A 21,895-nucleotide genomic window follows, 5' to 3' on the forward strand; every position below is an offset into this window, starting at 1 on the left:
GGACGGGCGTCATCCGCCGGGTCGCACCACCCCGTGCTCGTACGCGAACACCACCGCCTGCACCCGGTCGCGCAACCCGAGTTTGGCCAGCACCCGGCTGACGTGGGTCTTCACCGTCGCCTCGCCGACGCGCAGGACGTCCGCGATCTCGGCGTTGCTGGCCCCGCGCGCGACCAGTTCCAGCACCTCCCGCTCGCGCGGAGTCAGGTCGGCAGTGGCCGCGTCGTGCCGGGGGTCCGGCGGCACCGCCCCGGGACGGGCGAACGTGGAGATCACCCGCCGGGTGAGCGCCGGCGCGATCAGCCCTTCGCCGCGCGCCACCACCCGGACCGCCTCGATCAGGTCCTCCGGGGTGCCGTTCTTGAGCAGGAAGCCGCTCGCCCCGGCACGCAACGCGGCGAAGAGGTAGTCGTCGCGGTCGAACGTGGTGAGGATCAGCACTGCCGGCCCGCCCGGCGTCGCGTCAGCGGTGATCCGGCGGGTGGCCTCCAGCCCGTCGAGCACCGGCATCTCCACGTCCATCAGCACCACGTCCGGCCGCAGCGCGGTCGCCATCGACACGGCGCGCTGCCCGTCGGCGGCCTCGCCGACCACCTCGATGTCGTCCTCGACCTCCAGGATCACCCGGAAACCGGTCCGGACCAGGTGCTGGTCGTCGACGAGCAGCACCCGCACCGGCGCGCTCACGCCGCCCGCCCGGCGGCCTCGACGGGAATCGGCATCCGGGCCCGGACCCGGAACCCGCCGCCGGGACGCGGCCCGGCCTCCACCTCACCGCCGTGCGCGGCGACGCGCTCCCGCATGCCGATCAGGCCCAGTCCGTCCCCGACTGCGGGTACGCCGCCGTGTCCGTCGTCGCTCACGTCGATCTCCAGCTCCCTCGCCAGATAGCGGATCCGCACGTCCAGCGTGGTGGCGTGGGCGTGCTTGACCACGTTCGTCACCGCCTCCTGCACGATCCGGTACGCCGCCTGCGACACCGAGCGGGGCAGCGGCACCGGTTCCCCGTACACCCCGAGGTCGGCCCGCAGCCCGGTGTCCCGGGCCCGGTCGACGAGCGCGGAGACCTGGTCGATGCCGGCGGTGTCCTCCGGCGTGGTCGCGCCGGCCACGGCGTCCGGGTCGCGCAGCACGCCGAGCATGCGGCGCAGCTCGTCGACCGAGGTGCGGGCGGTCTCCTCGATCGCGGCCAGGGCGGTGCGGGCCTTGTCCCGGTCGCGGTCGAACACGCGCCGGCACGCGGCGGCCTGCACGCCCATCACCGACACGTGGTGGGCGATGACGTCGTGTAGCTCGCGGGCGATGCGGACCCGCTCGCCCATCACCGCGCGCTCGCGCGCCTCGACCTGGGAGCGGCGCAACTGCTCGGCCTGCTCCCGCAGTTCGTGCCGGCGGCGCGCGGCCACCCAGGAGGTCTGGCCGGAGTAGTAGGCGAACCCGAAGAACAGCACGTTGTAGAACACGCCGTTGACCACGGCGGCGAGCACCGGCGGCACCGGGCCGGCGGCGTCGGTGAAGGAGGCCGCCGAGATCTGGTCGGCCCGCAGCGCGAGGGACAGCGCGAGCCAGCCGAACATCGCCACGATGATGCCGGCCCGCAGCCGCCCGGCCAGCCGCCGGTCGGCGCCCCAGGCGCCGAGCGTGAACAGGGCCGCGAACAGCGCACCCGACGGGAGCTGGGCGAGCGGGATCGCCCGTGCCTGCCCGGCGACGAAGGCGATGGAGATCACCACCGAGACGGCGGCGGGCCAGCGCCGCCGTACGGCCAGCGGGGCGGTCACCGCGACCGTCCACCAGACCTGCTCGGCGACGCTCGGCGGCGGCCCGAGCAGGAAGGCCCCGGTGCTGTGCGCCAGGGTCAGCTCGAACAGGGCCAGCACGGTGACCGCGAGCCCGACCCAGAGGTCGGCGCGGAACTGCGCGGCCGTGGGGGCCGGCCGGCGCCAGGCGGTGGTGGGTGCGGTGCTCACCGTACGACCATGCCACCGCTGCCGCCGGTGCGGTGCCCGGGGCGGAAACGGGCCTTCAGACCGGGGGTGAAGGCCCGCGCTGGGAGGGCCGTCAAGGCCCGGGCAGTGCCTTAGACCGGGCGGTTCTGCTGCTCGATGTACTGCTTCACGATGATCAGCGGAGCCCCGCCGACGGAGCCCGCGAAGTACGAACCCGACCACAGCTTGTTGGCCCGGTAGTAGTGCCGCACGAGGTCGGGGAACTCCTGCCGCAGACGGCGCGAGGACACGCCCTTGAGGGAGTTGACCAGGCGGGTCACTGCCACCTTGGGTGGGTGGTTCACGAGCAGGTGGACGTGGTTGTTCTCGCCGTTGAACTCGACCAGATCCGCCTCGAAGTCGGCGCACACGTCCCGCATGACCTGTTCCATGCGGGTCAGGTGCCGGTCGGCGAGCACCTTGTGCTGGAACTTCGTTACAAAAACCATGTGAACATGCATCGTAAAAGCACAGGGGTCTACCAGTGCGGATGCCTTCAAGTTCTGCCATATACAGTTCTTTTCGTGCAGCTCCGGTACAACGTCCGCGTCTATCCGACGCCTGGCCAGCAGATCGAGCTGGCGCGGGCGTTCGGGTGTGCGCGGGTGGTGTTCAACGACGGGCTGCGCCTGCGTCAGCAGGCCCGGGAGGCGGGCGAGAAGTACATTTCCGACGGGGAACTGTCGCGCCGCCTGATCACCGAGGCGAAGCTGACGCCGGAGCGGGCGTGGCTGGGCGAGGTCTCGGCGGTGGTGTTGCAGCAGGCCCTTGCCGATCTGAACACCGCCTACCGCAACTTCTTCAACTCGCTGTCGGGCAAGCGCAAGGGCCGCACGGTGGCCCCGCCCCGGTTCCGGTTCCGCAAGGACAACCGGCAGGCCATCCGGTTCACGAAGAACTCCCGGTTCAAGGTCCTGGACAACGGGCGGCTGCGCCTGCCGAAGATCGGCGACCTCGCGGTCCGCTGGTCGCGGACCCTGCCCTCGGACCCGTCCAGTGTGGCGATCATCCGGGACGCGGCGGGCCGGTACTTCGCGTCGTTCGTCGTCCAGGTGGCCGACGAGGCGTTGCCGCCGGTCGAGTCTGAGATCGGTATCGACCTGGGCCTGACCCACTTCGCCGTCATGTCCGACGGCACGAAGGTCGCCGCGCCGAAGTTCCTGCGCCGGACCGCGCGCAAGCTCAAGCGTCTGCAACAGGATCTCTCGCGCAAGCAGCGCGGGAGTCAGAACCGCAGCAAGGCCGTCGTGAAGGTCGCCAGGGCGCACGCCCGGGTGGCCGACACCCGGCGGGACTGGCAACACAAGCTCTCGACGCAGATCATCCGCGAGAACCAAGCGGTGTACGTCGAGAATCTGTGCGTCGTCGGTCTCGGCCGGACCCGGCTCGCCAAGTCCGTCCACGACGCCGGCTGGGCGAGCTTCACCGCCATGTTGGAGTACAAGGCCGCCCGGTACGGGCGCATCTTCGGCCGGGTGAACCGGTTCTTCCCGTCCACCCGCATGTGCTCCGACTGTGGGCGGATCAACGAGAAGACGGCGCTCAACGTCCGGACGTGGGACTGCCCCTGCGGCAGTCACCACGACCGGGACGTCAACGCCGCGATCAACGTGCTCGCCGCCGGACAGGCGGAGAGTCGAAACGACCGTGGAGCGCAGATAAGACCGGGACTCGTCCCGGCACCGCGCAACGAAGCGGTAACCCACCCGGACGCCGCGTGTTCCACGCGCAGCGTGGAGGGAATCTCCGTCCTTCAGGGCGGAGAGGATGTCAACTCTGCCACGAGCCGTACGACGACGACACGGCCGCCCGGGCCGCGATCGACCGGCTGGTCCGGCGGACCGCGTTGCGCGCTCCCGGCGACGTGCTCAACCTGGCGGTGACGCTGGCGGGCACCGGCAGGGCGAGATCGGGTACGTGGCGCACCCCGATCACACGGCCGGGGATACGCGCACCTGCGGGAGAACGAGTTCGTCAAGGGGGAGTGGACCGACGAGGTGGTCTACGCGCTGCTGGCCCGCGAGTGGCGGGCGGCGGCCTGACTGCCCGCGTACCCGGAAGGCCCGGCCCGCCCTCGACGGGGCGTGCCGGGCCGTGCCGGCTCAGGCGGCGCGGCGGGCCTTGACCGCGCTCTCGGTCACGTCCCAGATCGCGACGAGCACGACCACGGCGGCGGTCACCCGGGCGACCTGGTCCGTGCCGCCGTCGCGCAGCCAGGCGAACCGCTCGACCAGCTCGGGGTTGAGCAGCCGGTCGGTGCCGAGCAGCCAGAGCACCGGGGCGGCGAAGGCCACGTTGAGCACCGCGTTGACGGCGACCAGCGGCCAGGTCCACCGCCCGGCCCGGTACTTGGCGATCTCCAGGCCGACGGTGGCCAGCAGCACCACGATCAGGGCCGGCAGCCAGAAGCTCCAGAGCGCCGGGTCGAGCACCGCCATCCGGGAGCCGTCGTCGGTGGTCCAGCGCTGGAAGTGCTGACCGATCAGGAAGCCGACGGTGGCGAGCAGGAACACCGCCGAGGCGATGCTGTCGGAGTGGCTGATCTGCCGTTCCCGGCTCTCCTCGGCAAGCTGGTCGACGGTCCACTCGGGCAGGCCGAGCGGTGTGCGGGTGCGTTCCAGCACGGCGAACGCCAGCGTGACCCAGAACGCGATCTGGACCGCGGTCTGCATCGCGGCCACGACCGCCGTGCCGATCGCCGCGCCCGGCTCGCCGTCGAGCAGCGCCTTGGCGAGGCCGGAGAGCACACCCACGATCGCCGGGATGTACGTGAGCAGCTGCCGCAGCAGCCGCCACCAGAGCAGGTAGTAGCGTGGGCCGATCAGTTGCAGGGTGCGGTCGCTGTAGCGCGCCGCGAGCTTCTCCGGGTGGCCCAGCTCGGTGAGCACCTCGCGCTCGGCGGAGGCGTGGTCCTGCCCGCCCGAGGTCCGGTCGTCGATCATGTCGGCGATGGAGCCGCGCAGCTCCTCGGCGAGTTCCAGACGGCGTTGCGCGGGCACGGCCCGCATGGTGGCGGCGACGTAACGGTCGGTCAGGGAACTCATCGTTCCGCTCCTTCGATCAGGTCGGTGACGGACGTCCGCACCGCGGTCATGTCGTCGAGCAGCCGGTTCAGGACGGTCTCGCCGTCGTCGCTGGTCCGGTAGAACTTGCGCGGCCGGCTCTCCTCGGTGTTCCACTCGCTGGTCAGCAGGCCCTGGTCCTCGAGTCGGCGCAGCAGCGGGTAGAGCGTGTTGGCGTCGACCGCGAAGCCGTGTGCGGCCAGCCGTTGCAGCAGGGCGTATCCGTAGTCGGGGCGGCGCAGGGCGACCAGGCTGGCCACCACCACGGTGCCGCGTCGTAGCTCCTGAAGGTGGGTCCGGAGGACCTCGTCGCTGACCATGCTCAACACGATAGTGTGTGGCACACACTATTGCAAGAGAATAGAACATCGCGCGCCGCACATCGGCCGGCCGGAGAGACCCGCGCCACCCCCGGTGTGGACGGTGGAGCCCGCACGACCACCTCGGTAGGGTGGGCCGGTCGACTCCGACGCAGCTTGATCCACAACCCGGGGGGCGCCACGCATGGGCGATTCGTTCGCGCATCTGCACGTACACACCGAGTACTCGATGCTCGACGGGGCGGCCCGGCTCAAGGACCTCTTCGCCGAGGCGGCGCGGCTCGGCATGCCGGCGGTGGCGATCACCGACCACGGCAACATGCACGGCGCGAACGACTTCTACAAGCAGGCCATGGACGCCGGGGTCAGGCCCATCCTCGGCGTCGAGGCGTACGTCGCGCCCGAGTCGCGCTTCCACAAGGCCCGGGTCAAGTGGGGCCGCCCCGAGCAGAAGAGCGACGACGTCTCCGGCAACGGCGCGATCACCCACATGACCATGTGGGCGGCCAACCGCGACGGCCTGCACAACCTGTTCAAGCTCAACTCCCGCGCCTCCATGGAGGGCCACTACGTGAAGTGGCCCCGGATGGACATGGAGCTGATCGCCGAGCACGCCGAGGGCATCATGGCCACCACCGGCTGCCCGTCCGGTGCGGTGCAGACCCGGCTGCGGCTGGGCCAGTTCGACGAGGCGCTCAAGGTCGCCGCCGCGTACCAGGACATCTTCGGCAAGGACAACTACTTCCTGGAGATCATGGATCACGGCCTCGACATCGAGCGCCGGGTCCGCGACGGGCTCACCGAGATCGCCCGCAAGCTCGACATCCCGCCGGTGGTCACGAACGACTCGCACTACACCCACGAGGCGCAGGCCGAGGCGCACGACGTGCTGCTCTGCGTACAGACCGGCAGCAACGTGGCCGACCCGAACCGGTTCCGGTTCGAAGGCGGCGGCTACTTCGTCAAGTCCGCCGACCAGATGCGCGCCGTCGACTCCTCCGAGCTGTGGCAGCAGGGCTGCCGCAACACGCTGCTGGTGGCCGAGAAGGTCGACCCGGCCGGCATGTTCACGTTCCACAACCTGATGCCGCGGTTCCCGATCCCCGAGGGCGAGACCGAGGAGTCCTGGTTCCGCAAGGAGACGTTCGCCGGGCTGGCACGCCGCTTCCCCGGCGGCATCCCCGAGGGCCACGTCGTCCAGGCCGAGTACGAGCTGGGCGTCATCATCCAGATGGGCTTCCCGTCGTACTTCCTCGTGGTCGCCGACTTCATCCAGTGGGCCAAGAGCCAGGGCATCGCGGTCGGCCCGGGGCGTGGCTCGGCGGCCGGCTCGCTGGTGGCGTACGCGCTGGGCATCACCGACCTCGACCCGATCCCGCACGGCCTGATCTTCGAGCGGTTCCTCAACCCCGAGCGCGTCTCCATGCCGGATGTCGACATCGACTTCGACGAGCGCCGGCGCGGTGAGGTCATCAAGTACGTCACCGACAAGTGGGGCGAGGACAAGGTCGCGCAGATCGCCACGTTCGGCACGATCAAGGCGAAGGCCGCGATCAAGGACTCGGCCCGGGTGCTCGGCTACCCGTACGCGGTCGGCGACCGGATCACCAAGGCCATGCCTCCGGCGGTGATGGGCAAGGACATCCCGCTGTCCGGCATCTTCGACCCCAAGCACCCCCGCTACGCCGAGGCGGGCGAGATCCGCGGCCTCTACGAGTCCGACCCGGACGTCAAGAAGGTCATCGAGACCGCCAAGGGCATCGAGGGCCTGATCCGGCAGACCGGTGTGCACGCCGCCGGCGTCATCATGTCCGCCGAGCCGATCATCGAGCACATCCCGCTGATGCGGCGCGACTCCGACGGCGTCATCATCACGCAGTTCGACTACCCGACCTGCGAGTCGCTCGGGCTGCTGAAGATGGACTTCCTCGGCCTGCGCAACCTGACGATCATCGACGACGCGGTGAAGAACATCCAGCTCAACCACGGCCGGGAACTGGACCTGCTCGGCCTGCCGCTTGATGACAAGGCGGCGTACGAGTTGCTGGCCCGCGGCGACACGCTCGGCGTGTTCCAGCTCGACGGCGGGCCGATGCGCTCGCTGCTGCGGCTGATGAAGCCGGACAACTTCGAGGACATCTCCGCCGTCCTGGCGCTCTACCGGCCCGGGCCGATGGGCGTGGACTCGCACACCAACTACGCGCTGCGCAAGAACGGGCTCCAGGAGATCACCCCGATCCACCCGGAGCTGGAGGAGCCGCTGCGCGAGATCCTCGCGCCCACGTACGGCCTGATCGTCTACCAGGAGCAGGTGCAGCGCGCCGCGCAGATCCTCGCCGGCTACACGCTCGGCCAGGCCGACCTGCTGCGCCGGGCGATGGGCAAGAAGAAGAAGGAGATCCTCGACAAGGAGTTCATCCCGTTCCGGGACGGCTGCCGCGAGCGCGGCTACTCCGACGAGGCCATCCAGGCCGTGTGGGACGTGCTGGTCCCGTTCGCCGGCTACGCCTTCAACAAGGCACACTCCGCCGCGTACGGCCTGGTCTCCTACTGGACCGCGTACCTCAAGGCGCACTACCCGGCCGAGTACATGGCCGCCCTGCTCACCTCAGTCGGTGACGACAAGGACAAGATGGCCATGTACCTGTCCGAGTGCCGCCGGATGCGCATCCAGGTGCTCCCGCCGGACGTGAACACCTCCGCCGGGCCGTTCACCCCGGTCGGCAAGGAGATCCGCTTCGGTCTCGGCGCGGTGCGCAACGTCGGCGCGAACGTGGTCGCCTCGATCATGCGGTGCCGCGAGGAGAAGGGCGACTACGCCGACTTCTACGACTTCCTGTCCAAGGTCGACGCCGTGGTCTGCAACAAGAAGACCATCGAATCGCTGATCAAGGCCGGGGCGTTCGACTCGCTCCAGCACCCGCGCAAGGGCCTGCTGGCGGTGCACGCCGACGCGATCGACGCGTACGCCGACGTCAAGCGCAAGGAGGCGGTCGGCCAGTACGACCTGTTCGGCGCCGGCTTCGGCGAGGCGGAGACCGGCGGCACCACCACTGTCATGCCGGTCATCGGCGAGGGGGAGTGGGACAAGCGCGACAAGCTCGCGTTCGAGCGCGAGATGCTCGGCCTGTACGTCTCCGACCACCCGCTGTTCGGCCTGGAACACGTGCTCGGCGCGGCGGCGGACACCACGATCGCCGCGCTGTCCGAGGAGGGCACCGTGCCCGACGGCGCGGTCGTCACGCTCGCCGGCATCCTCTCCGGCGTGCAGCGGCGGGTCACCAAGCAGGGCCGCGCCTGGGCGTCGGCCACGCTCGAAGACCTGGCCGGTGGCGTGGAGACGCTGTTCTTCCCGAACACGTACGAGGTGATCGGGCAGTACATCGCCGAGGACGCGATCGTGGTGGTCAAGGGCCGGGTGGACCGGCGCGACGACACCCCGCGCATCATGGCGATGGACATGTCCATGCCGGACATCAGCAGCAACCCGGCCAACAAGCCGGTCACGCTCACCATCCCGGTGCACCGCTGCACGCCGCCGCTCGTGGAACGGCTCAAGGAGACGCTCGTGCTGCATCCCGGCGACACCGAGGTGCACGTCAAGCTGCTCAACGGCGGCAAGGTGACCACGCTGCGCCTCGGCCCGTTCCGGGTCGCGCCGACCACCGCGCTGATGGGTGACCTGAAGAGCGTCCTCGGCCCGGCCAACGTGAGCTGACCCGTACCGTCGCGATCTTGCCCGGCGCGCCACGGCCGGGCAGCATCGTGCGGATGCCGCCCACCGACCTGCTGCGCGTCCGCGACCTGGTGCCCGACTTCCTCGCCTGCGCCCGGAGGTCCGGCCCGCCGGAGTCGTGGACCTCCCGCTACCTGGCCGGGCACCCCGACGTGGTGCGGGCGCTGCGCCGCGACGGCGACTGGTCCGACGCCACCGGCGTGGCATCCGTCCTGGACGGGCTCCGCGACCGCGCCGCCGACCTGGCGGCGAGAGCCGAGACGGTACGCGCGGCGCTGCCCGACGCTGTCGCGGCGGTGGCCGGCGCGCTCGGCTGGTCCGGCGACGGCGGGCCGGTCGAGTGCGTCGTGCTGGTCGGGCTGAACCAGGCAAACGGCTGGGCCGGTGAACTGAACGGCAGGTACGCGCTCTTCCTCGCCGTGGAGCAACTCGGGCCGCCGGAGGACCTCGACCTGCTGGTCCGGCACGAGGCGGCGCACGTGGTGCACGACCGCGGCGCCGCGATCCGCGACTGGCCCGAGCACGGGGTGGCGAACGCGTTGTTCACCGAAGGGCTCGCCACGCAGGTCACTGCGGAACTCGACACCGGCCGGCCGGACGAGGCGTACCTCTGGTTCGGCCGCCCCGGCCACCGGCGGTGGCTCGACGAGTGCCGCCGCCGGTGGCCGGAGATCCTGCGCCGGGTACGCGCCGACCTCGGCGCCACCGACGCCGACCACCACGCCCCGTACTTCCTGATGCGGGACTCGCCGCTGGCCGGCGGCCTGCCCAAACGCTGCGGCTACCTGGTCGGCCTGACCGCGGTACGGCGCCTGCGCCGCCATTACACCCTGAAGGACCTGTCCACCTGGCCCCTGCCGAGGGTACGAGCCGAGATGGCCGAGGCCCTGACCGACCTCCCCCCGCCGCGACGATCATGAAGTCGGCGGCGACAGATCGGACCACGAACGCCGCCAACATCATGATCGTCCGGGCGAAGGCGCTGGGATGGCGGCCTCCGGCTCGCCGCCGCACCCCGCGATCTCGCGCTTTCCGCCCACCCACCCCGCCCGCTCCCCCTACTCCGCGATCTTGCAGTTTCGGCCCCGCGTCTGGCGGGGTTGCACCATTCGCCCGGGCCGAAACTGCAAGATCGTGAGGGGGTGAGGGGGTGAGGGGGTGGATGGGGCCACGGGGGTGGGATTGGCGGTGTCGGGGGCGGGGCGGGGGTGGCTAGCGTCGGGCCATGGAGCTGGAGCAGGCGCGGAAGTTGTGGCAGCCGGAGCCGGGCTGGTTGAACACGGCCACCTACGGACTGCCGCCGGAGCCGGTGTGGGACGCCGTGCAGCGGGTGCTCGCCGACTGGCGGACCGGGCGGGTGTCGTTCGAGGTGTGGGACGAGTCGGTGGACCGCTCCCGGGCCGCCTTCGCCCGACTGACCGGTGTGGACGCCGCCGATGTGAGCGTCGGCGCCAGCGCCTCGCAACTCGTCGCGCCGATCGCGGCCGGGCTGCCGGCGGGCGCGACGGTGGTGGTGCCCGAGACCGAGTTCACCTCGATCCTGTTCCCGTGGCTGGTCCAGCGGGACCGCGGCGTGCGGGTACGCACCGTGCCGCTGGCCGGACTGGTCGACGCGATCGACGCCGGCACGGACCTGGTGGCGTTCAGCGTGGTGCAGTCCGCCGACGGCACCGTGGCCCCGTACGACGAGATCGTCGCGGCGGCCCGGGCGCACGGCGCGTTCGTGGTGGCCGACGCGACGCAGGCGTGCGGGTGGCTGCCGTTCGCGGCGGACCGGGCGGACGCGGTGGTGGTGGGGGCGTACAAATGGTTGATGTCGCCGCGCGGCTCGGCCTTCGCCTACCTGGCCCCGGCGTTGCGCGAGCGGATGCGCCCGGACGCGGCCGGGTGGTACGCCGGGCGCGAGCCGCACGCCTCGTACTACGGGCTGCCGCTGCGCCTGGCCGACGACGCGCGCCGGTTCGACATCGCGCCGCCGTGGCTCAGTTACGCGGGCACCGCCCCGGCGCTGGAACTGCTCGCCGACCTGGACCTTGAGGCGGTGCGCGCGTACGACGTGGGGCTGGCCAACCGGTTCCTGGCCGGGCTGGGCCGGCCGCCCGGCGACAGCGCGATCGTCACGGTGGACGTGCCGGACGCGCAGGAGCGGCTGGCCCGGGCCGGGGTACGCGCGGCGGTCCGGGCCGGCCGGGTCCGCGCCTCGTTCCACCTCTACACGACCGAGGCGGACGTGGATCGCGCGGTCGAGGCGCTGACCGGCTGACGCTCAGGCCAGGTGGCCGCCGATCTTCGTGTACCCGCGCAGCGGGTCGCGGGAGATGATCAGTCGCTGCATCTCGTCGGTGCCCTCGAAGATCCGGTACAGCCGGACCTGCCGGTACCAGCGTTCGATCGGCAGCTCACGGGTGTAGCCCATGCCACCGTGGATCTGGAGCACCCGGTCCACCACCCGGTTGACCATGCCGGCGCCGTAGAGCTTGCCCATCGAGTCGATCGCCGTCTGGAGGACCCGTTCGGCGATGCCGACGGCGTGCGGGCTGGCCGGGGTGCTCGGCGCGGCCCTGGTGGTCCGCCTGGAGGACTGGCTGTCGTTCTCTGGCTTCGAGGCCATCGGGCTGGTCACCGGCGGCATCTTCGTCCTCGTCGTGCTGCTGTTCCGCCGGGGTGTCCGGGGCACGGTCACACACCTGGCCCGGCGCGGGGCGGCGGCCCGCCGGGACCGGTCCGGCTGATCCGGCGCACGACGGCGTCCGCGGTCGGCTGCCGCCTGGGACGCCCCACCGGACCTCGCGCCGGTGTGAGCCACCCCACCGGCACGGCCGAGTCGGCGCGTCCCGGCCGGATCGGTCCGCCCCGGGCGCATCCAGGCCGCCCTCTTCCGACGAACCCCCCGGTAGTACACGTCTACCGAGGGGTGCGTCCGGTGGTGACCGATCCGATCCCGGCCGATGTCGTCGAGTCCTCCCGCAAGCACCTCACGCTCGCGGCCGAGGACCTGGACGGCAACCGGGTCGCCGCGCTGATCGTCGAGGCCGCGGGCCAGTGGGGGGTGGCGCCGGTGTGGGAGGCCGTCTGCGCACCGATGCTGGCCGCGCTGCCCGGCCGCAGCGCCGCCGACGTGGCCGTGGAGCACGCCTTCTCGGAGGGCCTGCGGTCCGGACTGGACGTGCTGCTGCGCGGGCCGGGGACACCACCCCCGGCCGGCGGCATCCTGCTCGCCGGGGCGGAGCAGGAGTTGCACTGCCTCGGCCTGCACGCCCTCGCCGCGGCCCTGCGCGAGGCGGGCCTGGGCAGCCTGCTGCTCGGCGCCGCGCTGCCCTGGCCGGCGCTGGCCAGCGCGGTGCGCCGGACCCGCCCGCACACGGTGGTGGTGTGGTCGCAGACGCCGATGACCGGGCGGGCGTACCGGGTGGTCCGCTTCGCACGGGAGTTTCCCTCGGTGCGGGTGCACGGCGCCGGCCCGGGCTGGATCACGCCGCCGGCCACGCCGGCCGGACACCTGACCACGCTGTCGGACGCGCTCGCCGTGTGCCGCGAGGCCGCCGGCCACCGGAGCGGGCAGCGGTAGGCGGTCTCCCGCCCGATCCGGGGGCACCGCGACGGGCGGCCGGTCAGCCGTTCCGGAAGCCACGCAGCAGGGCGGCGACGGCGGTCTCCGGGTCGAAGTGGTCGTCGGGAGCGGCGAGCTGGTTGCCGAAGAGCCCGTCGACGAGCGCGAGCAGCGCCCGGAAGTGGGCGGGCGGATCGGTCGAGCCGAGCCCGGCGAGCAGCGGCACCCCCCACTCGGCCAGCCGCGCCCGCCCGGCCTCGATGGCGGGGCGGAGCTCGGGCCGCACGGCCGACTCCACGAACAGCGCGTATCGGGCGAGCGTGACCACCCGTTCCTCGTCGGTGAACCGCCGGATCAGCCGGCCGAGCACGCGCGTGAAGCCGTCGACGTCGCCCGGTGCCAGGTCCACGGCGAGCCGCTGCCAGGCTGCGGTCTCCACCTCGACCAGCCGCTCGAAGACGCCGGCGACCAGCGCCTCCCGGGTGCGGAACCGATTGGAGGCGGAGCCCTCGGGCAGTCCCGCCTCCGCGTCCACGGCCCGGTGGGTGAGCTGCCGTGTTCCCCGGGTGCCGAGCACCCGGACGGCCGCGTCGAGCAGGAGCTGCCGGCGATCGGTCACCCGGCCAGACTACAGGCGTAGTGCAACTAACTACACCTGTAGTACGGTGACGGCGTGGGCGGACACGCGGTCGTGGTCGGGGGCGGGATCGGCGGGCTCGCGGCGGGCATCGGCCTGCGCGCGGCGGGCTGGGAGGTGACGGTCCGGGAACGGTCCGCGGCGTTGCCGCAGACCGGCACCGGGCTCGGCATCTGGCCCGAAGCGATGCGTGCCCTGGACGCGCTCGGCGTCGGCGACGAGGTGCGCCGCCGGGGCAGCCGCCAGGCCGGCGGGTCGATCCGGCGCCCGGACGGCAGCCGGATCGCCACCATCGACGTCGACCGGCTGGAACGCCGGCACGGCGAGCCGGTGCACCTGGTCACCCGGCCGGTGCTGCTCGCCGTCCTGGCCGGCGCGCTGCCCGGCCCGGCGCTGCGCCTCGGCGAGCCGGTGACCGACCCGCTGCCGCTGCGCGACGCGTACGACCTGGTGGTGGGCGCGGACGGGATCAACAGCGTGGTGCGCGCGCAGATGTACGGCGGGCGGTACCCGTTGCGCTACGCGGGCGCGGTGGCCTGGCGCGGTGTGGTCGACCTGGATCTGACCGAGGGCGGCGAGACCTGGGGGCGGGGGCGCAAGTTCGGGCTGACCCCGGCCGGGTCGGGCCGCACCAACTGGTACGCCGCGGTGCGGCTGCCCGAGGGGCACCCGGCGCCGCCCGACGACCGGGACGAGCTGCGGCGCCTCTTCGGCGACTGGCACCGGCCGGTGCCGCACGTGCTCGACGCGCTCACCGGAGAGGGGATCCTGCGGCACGAGATCCACGACCTGACGCCGCTGCCGTCGTACGTGTCCGGCCGGACGGCGCTGCTCGGGGACGCCGCGCACGCGATGACGCCGGATCTCGGGCAGGGTGCCTGCCAGGCGCTGATCGACGCGGTCGCGCTCGCCGACTGCCTGCGCGGCGCCGGCGACGTGCCGGCCGCGCTGCGCGCGTACGACGGGCGACGCCGGCGGCCCACGCAGCGGATCGCGGCGGGCGCGCGGTGGGCGGGGCGGCTGGCCGGCGTGCGGCGGCTGCTGCCGGTGCGGGACGCGCTGCTGCGGCTGGCGCTGGCCGCCGGACCGCCCGCGTGACCTGAGACACATCCGATACGAACCCGTTCCGTATCGAAACCCTCTCACCTACGCTCGGTCCGTTACGAGTCTTACCCGTGTCGTATTCCGACGCGGGGTGAACCGGGGGGAGCACGGACGTGGAACCACACGGGAACACCGGACATCCGAGGAGGTGGGCGATCCTCGGGGTGCTGGTGATCAGCCTCCTCGTCGTCGTCCTCGACAACACCATCCTCAACGTCGCGTTGCGCACCCTGGCCGACCCGGTGCACGGCCTCGGCGCCACCCAGGGCGAGCTGGAATGGGCGATCAACTCCTACACGCTCGTCTTCGCCGCGCTGCTGTTCACCTTCGGCGTGCTCGGTGACCGGCTCGGCCGCCGCCGCTTCCTGATCCTCGGGCTGGCGGTGTTCGGCCTGTCCTCGCTGCTGTCCGCGTACGCCCAGGACCCGGGCCAGCTCATCGCGGCCCGTGCGCTGATGGGCGTCGGCGGCGCGGCGATCATGCCGGTGACGCTCTCGATCATCTCCATCGTCTTCGACCCGCGCGAGCGCGCCAAGGCGATCGGCGTCTGGGCCGGCGCGGTAGGCCTCGCGGTGGCGATCGGCCCGGTGCTCGGCGGTGCGCTGCTGGAGCACTTCTGGTGGGGTTCGGTCTTCCTGATCAACGTGCCGGTGGTGGCGCTCGGCGTGGTGCTCGTCGCGGCCCTGGTCCCCGAGTCCCGCGACCCCAGGCCGGGCCGGGTCGACCTGCTCGGCGTGCTGCTGTCGGTGGTCGGCCTGGTCGCGCTCACCTACGGCATCATCGACGGCGGCGAGCACGGCTTCGGCCGCCCGCAGGTGTGGGTGGCGGTGCTCGGCGGCCTCGCGGTGCTCGGCTGGTTCGTCGCCCACGAGCTGCGCAGCGACCACCCGTCGCTGGACGTGCGGCTGTTCCGGGTGCCCCGCTTCGCCGCCCCGGTGGCCCTGGTCGGGCTGGTCTTCTTCGCCGCCATGGGCGTGATGTTCTTCGGCGCGTTCTACCTCCAGCTCGTCCGCGGCTACAGCCCGCTGGAGAGCGGCCTGCTGTTCCTGCCGTTCGCCGCCGCCCAGCTCGTCTTCGCGCCGCGCAGCGCGGCGATGGTCCGCCGCTACGGCGGCCGGGCGGTCGCCGCCGTCGGGCTGCTGCTCACCACCGTGGCGCTCGCCGCGTTCGTCTTCATCGACGCGGACACTCCGATCTGGATCTTCTCGGCGCTGGGCTTCCTCCAGGGCGCCGGGATGGCGAACATCATGCCGCCGGCCACGGAGTCGATCATGTCCGCGCTGCCCCGGGAGAAGGCTGGCGTCGGTTCCGCGGTCAGCAACACGGTGCGCCAGGTGGCCGGCGCGCTCGGCGTGGCGGTGCTCGGTTCGGTGCTCTCCGCGGTCTACCGCGACCAGGTCGCCCCGGCGGTGGCGGCCCTGCCCGCCCCGGTGCGCGACGCCGCCCGCGAGTCGGTGTCCGGGGCGTACGCCGTCGCCGGCCGACTCGGCCCCGACGCGCCGCGACTGATCGACGCGGCCAACGACTCGTTCGTCTCGGCCATGCACTGGGCGGCGGGCGTCTCCGCGGTGGTGGCCGCGCTCGGCATCGTGATCGTGCTGCGCTGGATGCCGGGCCGGCCGGTCGTCGCCCCCGACGCGCCGCCGGTCACCGACAGGGAGTTGGCCGGTACCGCGTAGGTTCGTGGACAATGTCTGACATGACTTCCACGGCGGATGCTCCGCGGTCGCCCGGGCGACCGCGGAGCACCCGCGCGGACGAGGCGATCGTCGACGCCACCCTCGACCTGCTGGCCGAGGGCAGCACCATAGAGTCGCTGTCCATCGAGGCGATCGCGGCCCGCGCCGGCGTCGGCAAGGCCACCATCTACCGCCGCTGGCCGGGCAAGGACGCGCTGCTGCTGGACGCCTTGCGCACGCTCAAGGGGCCCGCGCCGCACACCGCCGGGCACTCCGTCCGCGACGACCTGGTGCTGCTGGTCGGCGCCGTGGGCCAGCACGCCGACCCCCGGGTCCGCAAGATCATGCCCTGCCTGGTGCCGGAGGTGAACCGCAGCTCGGCCCACCGGCAGGCGTACGAGGCGATCATCGAGCCCCGGCGCGCGGCGATGCGCGAGGTGCTGCGCGGCGCGATCGACCGCGGGGAGCTGCGCGCCGATCTCGACATCGAGGTGACCATGTCGCTGCTCACCGCGCCGATGCTCACCCAGCGGATGCTGCGCTGGCACCCGGAGCGCGACGAGCGGATGCTGCCCGAGCGGATCGTGGACACGGTCCTGGACGGCCTGCGCACCCGCTGACCCGCGCCCCGGCCGGCGCGCGCTCAGCGGGCCGGCGTGCGCAACCGGTGCAGGCGCAGCGCGAGCTGCACCTCCAGCGCCCGCTCCGGCCGCTGCCAGTCCGTGCCGAGCAGCTGCCCGACCCGTTCCAGCCGCTGGGTCACCGTGTTCACGTGCACGTGCAGCTGCTCGGCGGCCCGGGCCAGGCTGCCGCCCACCCCGAAGTACGCCTCCAGCGTCTTCACCAGCGCGGTGCCCCGCCGGGCGTCGTAGTCCAGCACCGGCCCCACGGTGGTGGCGAGGAACCGGGCCACGTCCCGGTCCCCGGCGTCACCGACGGCGCCCAGCAGCAGCCCGACGAACCCCAGCTCGGCGGTGCTCGCCCCCTGCCCCGCCCGGCCCAGCGCGCCGAGCGCGGACAGGCAGCGCTCCGCCTCGGCGAACGTGACGGCCAGCGACGCCGGACCGGTCGACGGCCCGCTCGCCCCGGCGGTCACCGGGCGGCCGGTCACCCTCGACAGGTCCCGGGCCACCGCGCGGGCCGCGCCACCGGCGTCCTGACCCGGCAGCATCAGCACCACCCGCCCGTCGCGCGCCGCGGCCAGGCCGCCCCGGGCCGAGGCGTACGTGGTGGCCCAGGACAGCACCCGCTGCCGCGCCGAACCGGTCTCGGCGAACGCGTCGTCGCCGACCGCCACCAGCACGTGCGGGGCGTCCAGGTCCACCCCGATACGGCGGGCCCGTGCACGCAGAGCGTCGGTGTCACGCAGCGGCCGGGCGATCAGATCGTCCAGCAGCTCGCCGCGTACCCGCCCCTCCGCCTCGGCCACGGTCCGGCGGAACAGCAGCAGCAACGCGGTCACCAGCGCGGCGCGCTCCAGGATGCGCTGGTCCGCGTCGACCAGCTCGTCGTCCGGGCGCAGCACCAGCGCGCCCAGGTTCTCCGCACCCGCCACCACCGCGGCGTACCAGAGCGGGCCCCGGCGCACGCTGCGCCCCTCGGTACGGGACGCGGCGACCGCCTCCACGATGTCCGCCCGGTCCGGCTCCTCGATCTCGCCGACCCGGGCCAGCCGCCGGCCCTCGGCGTCCAGCGCCAGCAGCGCGCCGCCGAGCACCTCGGTGACCGCCGCCGCCACGTCCTCCATCCCGCCGCCGCGCACCACCAGCGCGGTCATCCGGTCGTGCGCCGCGGCGGCCCGCTCCACCGAGCTGCTGTGCGCCCGGATGGTGCGGTTCGCCGCGGACAGCTCCGCCAGCGCCGCCCGGGTCTCGGCCAGCAGCCGCGCGGTGTCGATCGCCACCGCCGCATGCGCCGCCAGCGACACCAGCAGCGACACCTCCTCGCGGGCGAACGGCCGGGCCGAGCGGTTCGCCGCGTACAGCACGCCGATCACGCTGGACCCGAGCCGCAGCGGCACGCCGAGGATGGCCACCAGGCCCTCCTCGCCCACCCCGCCGTCGATCTCGCCGGTGTGCCGGAACCGCTCGTCCTCCTGGTAGTTGGAGGTGACGTACGGGGTGCCGGTCTGCGCGACCAGCCCGCCGAGCCCGTCGCCCAGCTCCAGGCGCAGCCGCTGGAACCGGGCCGAGATCGAGCCGTCGGTGACCCGCATGTACGTGTCGCCGCGCTCGTCGTCGTTGAGTGTCATGTACGCCACGTCGGTGCCGAGCAGGATCCGCGCCCGGTGCACGATCGCGCGCAGCACGTCGTCCAGGTCGCGCAGCCCGGCCAGGTCGCTCGCGGTGTCGTACAGGCCGGACAGCTCGGTCTCCCGGCGGCGCCGGCGGGCCAGCAGCGCCCGCACCCGCAGCGCCACCACCTTCGCCTGCTCCAGCTCGGCGAGCCGTTCGGCGGGCAGGCCGGCGGCGCGCGCGGCCACCAGCGGGCCCTCGAACTCGACCGCGGCGGCCTCGCGCGCCAGCAGCTCCAGGAACTCGACCGGCGACGACATGACCGACATTGTGCGCGGGCCCACTAGTTCGCCGTCCAGCCCCCGTCGAGGGCGATCGAGGTGCCGGTGAGGAACGCGGCCGGCGGCGAGCACAGGTACGCCACCAGTTCGGCCACCTCCGCCGGCTCGATCAGCCGCTTGATCGCCGCCCGGGCCAGCATGATCTTCTCGACCACCTCGTCCTCGCCGATGCCGTGGGTGGCCGCCTGGTCGGCGATCTGGCTCTCCACCAGCGCGGTGCGCACGTACGCCGGGTTGATGCAGTTGGCCGTGACGCCGTGCGCGGCGCCCTCCAGCGCGACCACCTTGGACAGGCCCTCCAGTGCGTGCTTGGCCGAGACGTACGCGGCCTTGAACGGCGAGGCGCGCAGCCCGTGCACCGAGGAGATGTTCACGACCCGGCCCCAGCCGTTCGCGTACATCCGGGGCAGCGCGCGGCGGATCAGCAGGAACGGCGCCTCCACCATCACCCGCTGGATGTACTCGAAGCGCTCGACCGGGAAGTCCTGCACCGGCGCGACGTGCTGCAGGCCGGCGTTGTTGACCACGATGTCGGCGTCGGCGTCGAGCCGGTCCACCGCCGCCGGGTCGGCCAGGTCGATCCCGACCGCCCGGCCGCCGGCCTCGGCGGCGACCTTCTCGGCTGCCGCCACGTCGCGGTCCAGCACCACGACCGTCGCGCCGGCCGCCGCCAGGCGCAGGGCACAGGCCCGCCCGATGCCGCCGCCACCACCTGTGACCAGCGCGGTGCGACCGGTCAGGTCGACGTGTACGACGTGGGGGACCGCCACGGGTTCTGCCGTCATGGCGCATGAACGTACGAGCCGGGTGCCCCCTGGCACATGGGGCGGCGACACATACTCCACCGCCTGCGTGTGTGGTGCGCCGCGTCACGGCCGCGCCCGGCGTGTCCGGCCGCCCCGCTCCCGGCGGGCACCAGTAGGGTGTGTCGAACACACGTACTGCTGGCGGCTCGGGGAGGAGGCGGCGTGCGCGTGCTGGGCGTCGACCCGGGCCTGACCCGGTGCGGGGTCGGCGTGGTCGAGGGCAGGCCCGGCCGTCCCTGTGCGCTCGTGGCCTACTACGTGGTCTACACCGACCCCGAGGACGACCTGGCGCTGCGCCTGCTGCACCTGGACCGCTCACTCGGCGACCTGGTCTCCGAGCACCGGCCGGACGCGGTCGCGGTGGAGCGCGTGTTCAGCCAGCACAACGTCCGCACCGTGATGGGCACCGCGCAGGCCAGCGGCGTCGCGGTGCTCGCCGGGGCCCGGGCCGGACTGCCGGTGACGACGTACACGCCGAGCGAGGTCAAGGCCGCGGTGACCGGCTCGGGGCAGGCGGACAAGAAGCAGATGACCACCATGGTCACCCGGCTGCTGCGGTTGCCCGAGCCGCCGAAGCCGGCGGACGCCGCCGACGCCCTGGCACTGGCCATCTGTCACGTGTGGCGCGGCGGCACCCGGTCCAAGCTGGCCGAGGCAGCGCAACGGGCCCGACGAGGAGGGACGCGATGATCGCGAGCGTACGCGGCACGGTGACCGCCACCGGCCCGGATCACGCGGTGGTGGAGGTGGGCGGCGTCGGCCTGGCCGTGCAGTGCGCCCCCGGCACGCTCGCCGACCTGCGCGTGGGCCAGCCGGCCCGGCTCGCGACCAGCCTGGTGGTCCGGGAGGACTCGCTCACCCTCTACGGCTTCGCAGACGACGACGCCAAGCAGTTGTTCGAGCTGCTCCAGACCGCCAGCGGCGTCGGTCCCCGGCTGGCTCAGGCGGTGCTCGCGGTGCACACGCCGGACGCGGTCCGCAAGGCCATCGCCAACGCGGACACCGCGGCGCTGACCCGGGTGCCCGGCATCGGCAAGAAGGGCGCCGAGCGGCTGGTGCTGGAACTGCGCGACCGGGTCGGCCCGGTGCCGGTGGGCGCCGACGGCGCGGCCGGGGTGACCGCCGGCGCCTGGCCGGACCAGGTCCGCCAGGCGCTGGTCGGGCTCGGCTGGTCGGCGGCCCAGGCCGAGCAGGCGGTGGCCGCGGTGGCGGAGACCGTGGACGGTGCGACCCCGCCGGTGCCGGTGCTGCTCAAGCAGGCCATCCGTCTCCTGGGTCGCAGCCGATGAGCGGGGAGAACCTGGTCTCGGCGTACGTCGACGACGGCGAGCTGGACGCGGAGGCCAGCGTCCGGCCGAAGCGGCTCGACGAGTTCATCGCTCAGCACCGCGTCCGCGACCAGCTCGACCTGCTGTTGCAGGGCGCGATGCGGCGCGGCTCCCCGCCGGACCACATCCTGCTGTCCGGTCCGCCCGGCCTCGGCAAGACGACCTTGGCCAACATCGTCGCCGCCGAGCTGGGCACCGGGATCCGGGTGACCAGCGGCCCGGCCATCGAGCGGTCCGGCGACCTGGCCGCGATCCTGACCAGCCTCGCCGAGGGCGACGTGCTGTTCATCGACGAGATCCACCGGATCGCCAAACCGGCCGAGGAACTGCTCTACAGCGCCATGGAGGACTTCCGGGTCGACGTGGTGGTGGGCAAGGGGCCGGGCGCCACCGCCATCCCGCTCGACGTGGAGCCGTTCACGCTCGTCGGCGCCACCACCCGGTCCGGCCTGCTGACCGGCCCGATGCGCGATCGGTTCGGCTTCGTCGCGCACCTCGACTTCTACGCGCCGGCCGACCTGGAGGCGCTGCTGCACCGGTCGGCCCGGATCCTCGGCGTGCCGATCACCGCCGACGGCGCGGCGGAGATCGCCGGCCGGTCCCGGGGCACTCCGCGGATCGCCAACCGGCTGCTGCGCCGGGTCCGCGACTACGCCGAGGTACGCGCCGACGGTGTGGTCACGCTGGAGACCGCGCAGGCCGCGCTGACCGTCTACGACGTGGACGCGCTCGGCCTGGACCGGCTCGACCGGGCGGTGCTGACCGCGCTCGTCGACTCGTTCCGGGGCGGCCCGGTGGGCCTGTCCACCCTCGCGGTGGCGGTCGGCGAACAGCCGGACACGGTCGAGGAGGTCTGCGAGCCGTTCCTGGTGCGGGCCGGGCTGCTGGCCCGTACCCCGCGCGGGCGGGTGGCGACCGAGGCCGCCTGGCGGCACCTGGGGCGGACGCCGCCGAATGGTACATTTGGCGCAGAAACGCCTCCGGGGCCCGATCTCTTCTCGGTGCAGACCGATCAGCCGTGATCCGTTCGTGATCTGTGCCGCATTCGGTCTTCTCAGGAGCAGGGACTAGACTTCGCCGCGGTTTGTACAGGACGTGAGAATCCGCTTC

General features: G+C 73.0%; 18 protein-coding genes and 3 pseudogenes. 12 read left to right on the forward strand and 9 right to left on the reverse strand.

All coding sequences use genetic code 11. The features are described 5' to 3' along the window. Positions 1–9 precede the first annotated feature (9 nt). From GA0070215_RS20600 to tnpA, 3 genes and pseudogenes are all read right to left on the reverse strand, one after another. On the reverse strand, positions 10–687 hold the full coding sequence (locus tag GA0070215_RS20600) for a response regulator (RefSeq protein ID WP_018785017.1): 678 nt from the start codon (positions 685–687) through the stop codon (positions 10–12). Then, on the reverse strand, positions 684–1,970 hold the full coding sequence (locus GA0070215_RS20605; RefSeq protein WP_018785018.1) for a sensor histidine kinase: 1,287 nt from the start codon (positions 1,968–1,970) through the stop codon (positions 684–686). The genes GA0070215_RS20600 and GA0070215_RS20605 overlap by 4 nt, the downstream gene beginning before the upstream one ends. 110 nt (positions 1,971–2,080) lie before the next feature. Then, positions 2,081–2,498, reverse strand: a pseudogene (tnpA, locus tag GA0070215_RS20610) (IS200/IS605 family transposase). A 14-nt stretch (positions 2,499–2,512) separates the two neighbouring features. Between tnpA and GA0070215_RS20615 the strand changes: the two are divergent. Further along, positions 2,513–3,871, forward strand: a complete 1,359-nt coding sequence (locus tag GA0070215_RS20615) for an RNA-guided endonuclease InsQ/TnpB family protein (RefSeq protein WP_244167076.1) — start codon at positions 2,513–2,515, stop codon at positions 3,869–3,871. A 219-nt stretch (positions 3,872–4,090) separates the two neighbouring features. On the opposite strand, the gene GA0070215_RS20625 is transcribed toward GA0070215_RS20615, so the two are convergent. After that, the gene (locus tag GA0070215_RS20625) at positions 4,091–5,032 is read right to left on the reverse strand and encodes a permease prefix domain 1-containing protein (protein WP_091048729.1); all 942 of its coding nucleotides are present in this window, start codon (positions 5,030–5,032) and stop codon (positions 4,091–4,093) included. Beyond that, the gene (locus tag GA0070215_RS20630) at positions 5,029–5,370 is read right to left on the reverse strand and encodes a PadR family transcriptional regulator (protein ID WP_018785021.1); all 342 of its coding nucleotides are present in this window, start codon (positions 5,368–5,370) and stop codon (positions 5,029–5,031) included. Before GA0070215_RS20630 ends, GA0070215_RS20625 begins: the two co-directional genes overlap by 4 nt. A gap of 184 nt (positions 5,371–5,554) precedes the next feature. Between GA0070215_RS20630 and dnaE the strand changes: the two genes are divergently transcribed. From dnaE to GA0070215_RS20645, 3 genes are all read left to right on the forward strand, one after another. Then, positions 5,555–9,088, forward strand: a complete 3,534-nt coding sequence (gene dnaE, locus GA0070215_RS20635; protein ID WP_091048732.1) for a DNA polymerase III subunit alpha — start codon at positions 5,555–5,557, stop codon at positions 9,086–9,088. 17 nt (positions 9,089–9,105) lie between these two features. Beyond that, on the forward strand, positions 9,106–10,026 hold the full coding sequence (locus GA0070215_RS20640) for a DUF2268 domain-containing putative Zn-dependent protease (RefSeq protein ID WP_244167077.1): 921 nt from the start codon (positions 9,106–9,108) through the stop codon (positions 10,024–10,026). Between the two features lie 305 nt (positions 10,027–10,331). After that, on the forward strand, positions 10,332–11,369 hold the full coding sequence (locus GA0070215_RS20645) for an aminotransferase class V-fold PLP-dependent enzyme (RefSeq protein WP_091048735.1): 1,038 nt from the start codon (positions 10,332–10,334) through the stop codon (positions 11,367–11,369). Positions 11,370–11,372: 3 nt separating this feature from the next. Here the strand turns inward: GA0070215_RS20645 and GA0070215_RS20650 are convergent. Beyond that, positions 11,373–11,639, reverse strand: a pseudogene (locus tag GA0070215_RS20650) (acyl-CoA dehydrogenase family protein); the annotation flags it as partial. 10 nt (positions 11,640–11,649) lie between these two features. Between GA0070215_RS20650 and GA0070215_RS20655 the strand changes: the two are divergent. After that, positions 11,650–11,838: pseudogene (locus tag GA0070215_RS20655) on the forward strand (branched-chain amino acid ABC transporter permease); the annotation flags it as partial. 194 nt (positions 11,839–12,032) lie between these two features. Further along, the gene (locus GA0070215_RS20660) at positions 12,033–12,674 is read left to right on the forward strand and encodes a transcriptional regulator (protein ID WP_244167078.1); all 642 of its coding nucleotides are present in this window, start codon (positions 12,033–12,035) and stop codon (positions 12,672–12,674) included. A 43-nt stretch (positions 12,675–12,717) separates the two neighbouring features. Here GA0070215_RS20660 and GA0070215_RS20665 read toward each other — a convergent pair whose 3' ends face one another. Continuing rightward, positions 12,718–13,275, reverse strand: coding sequence for a TetR/AcrR family transcriptional regulator (locus tag GA0070215_RS20665; RefSeq protein WP_091048739.1), 558 nt, complete (start codon positions 13,273–13,275; stop codon positions 12,718–12,720). A gap of 54 nt (positions 13,276–13,329) precedes the next feature. Between GA0070215_RS20665 and GA0070215_RS20670 the strand changes: the two genes are divergently transcribed. From GA0070215_RS20670 to GA0070215_RS20680, 3 genes are all read left to right on the forward strand, one after another. After that, entirely contained in the window at positions 13,330–14,391 is a 1,062-nt protein-coding gene (locus GA0070215_RS20670) for an FAD-dependent monooxygenase (protein ID WP_091048742.1), read from the forward strand. Positions 14,392–14,510: 119 nt separating this feature from the next. Continuing rightward, complete coding sequence (locus tag GA0070215_RS20675) at positions 14,511–16,076, forward strand: MFS transporter (RefSeq protein WP_026267788.1); 1,566 nt, start codon at positions 14,511–14,513, stop codon at positions 16,074–16,076. Positions 16,077–16,087: 11 nt separating this feature from the next. Continuing rightward, a complete protein-coding gene (locus GA0070215_RS20680) occupies positions 16,088–16,696 on the forward strand; it encodes a TetR/AcrR family transcriptional regulator (protein ID WP_026267789.1) in 609 nt (202 codons plus the stop codon). Between the two features lie 23 nt (positions 16,697–16,719). Here the strand turns inward: GA0070215_RS20680 and GA0070215_RS20685 are convergent, their stop codons facing one another. Together GA0070215_RS20685 and GA0070215_RS20690 are read right to left on the reverse strand one after the other, a co-directional pair. After that, positions 16,720–18,639 (reverse strand): helix-turn-helix domain-containing protein, encoded by a 1,920-nt coding sequence (locus GA0070215_RS20685; protein ID WP_018785032.1) that lies wholly within the window; start codon positions 18,637–18,639, stop codon positions 16,720–16,722. A gap of 14 nt (positions 18,640–18,653) precedes the next feature. Further along, the gene (locus tag GA0070215_RS20690) at positions 18,654–19,436 is read right to left on the reverse strand and encodes a 3-hydroxybutyrate dehydrogenase (protein WP_026267791.1); all 783 of its coding nucleotides are present in this window, start codon (positions 19,434–19,436) and stop codon (positions 18,654–18,656) included. A 183-nt stretch (positions 19,437–19,619) separates the two neighbouring features. Here GA0070215_RS20690 and ruvC point away from each other — a divergent pair, with 183 nt between their 5' ends. Genes ruvC through ruvB form a run of 3 tightly spaced genes read left to right on the forward strand, consistent with a single transcriptional unit; the run spans position 19,620 to position 21,807 of the window. Further along, positions 19,620–20,147, forward strand: a complete 528-nt coding sequence (ruvC, locus tag GA0070215_RS20695; RefSeq protein WP_018785034.1) for a crossover junction endodeoxyribonuclease RuvC — start codon at positions 19,620–19,622, stop codon at positions 20,145–20,147. Continuing rightward, positions 20,144–20,746, forward strand: coding sequence for a Holliday junction branch migration protein RuvA (gene ruvA / locus GA0070215_RS20700; RefSeq protein WP_018785035.1), 603 nt, complete (start codon positions 20,144–20,146; stop codon positions 20,744–20,746). The genes ruvC and ruvA overlap by 4 nt, the downstream gene beginning before the upstream one ends. Further along, positions 20,743–21,807, forward strand: coding sequence for a Holliday junction branch migration DNA helicase RuvB (gene ruvB, locus GA0070215_RS20705; RefSeq protein WP_091048746.1), 1,065 nt, complete (start codon positions 20,743–20,745; stop codon positions 21,805–21,807). The genes ruvA and ruvB overlap by 4 nt, the downstream gene beginning before the upstream one ends. Positions 21,808–21,895 lie beyond the last annotated feature (88 nt).

Origin of the sequence: Micromonospora marina, assembly GCF_900091565.1 — a bacterium.
Taxonomy (GTDB): Bacteria; Actinomycetota; Actinomycetes; order Mycobacteriales; family Micromonosporaceae; genus Micromonospora; species Micromonospora marina.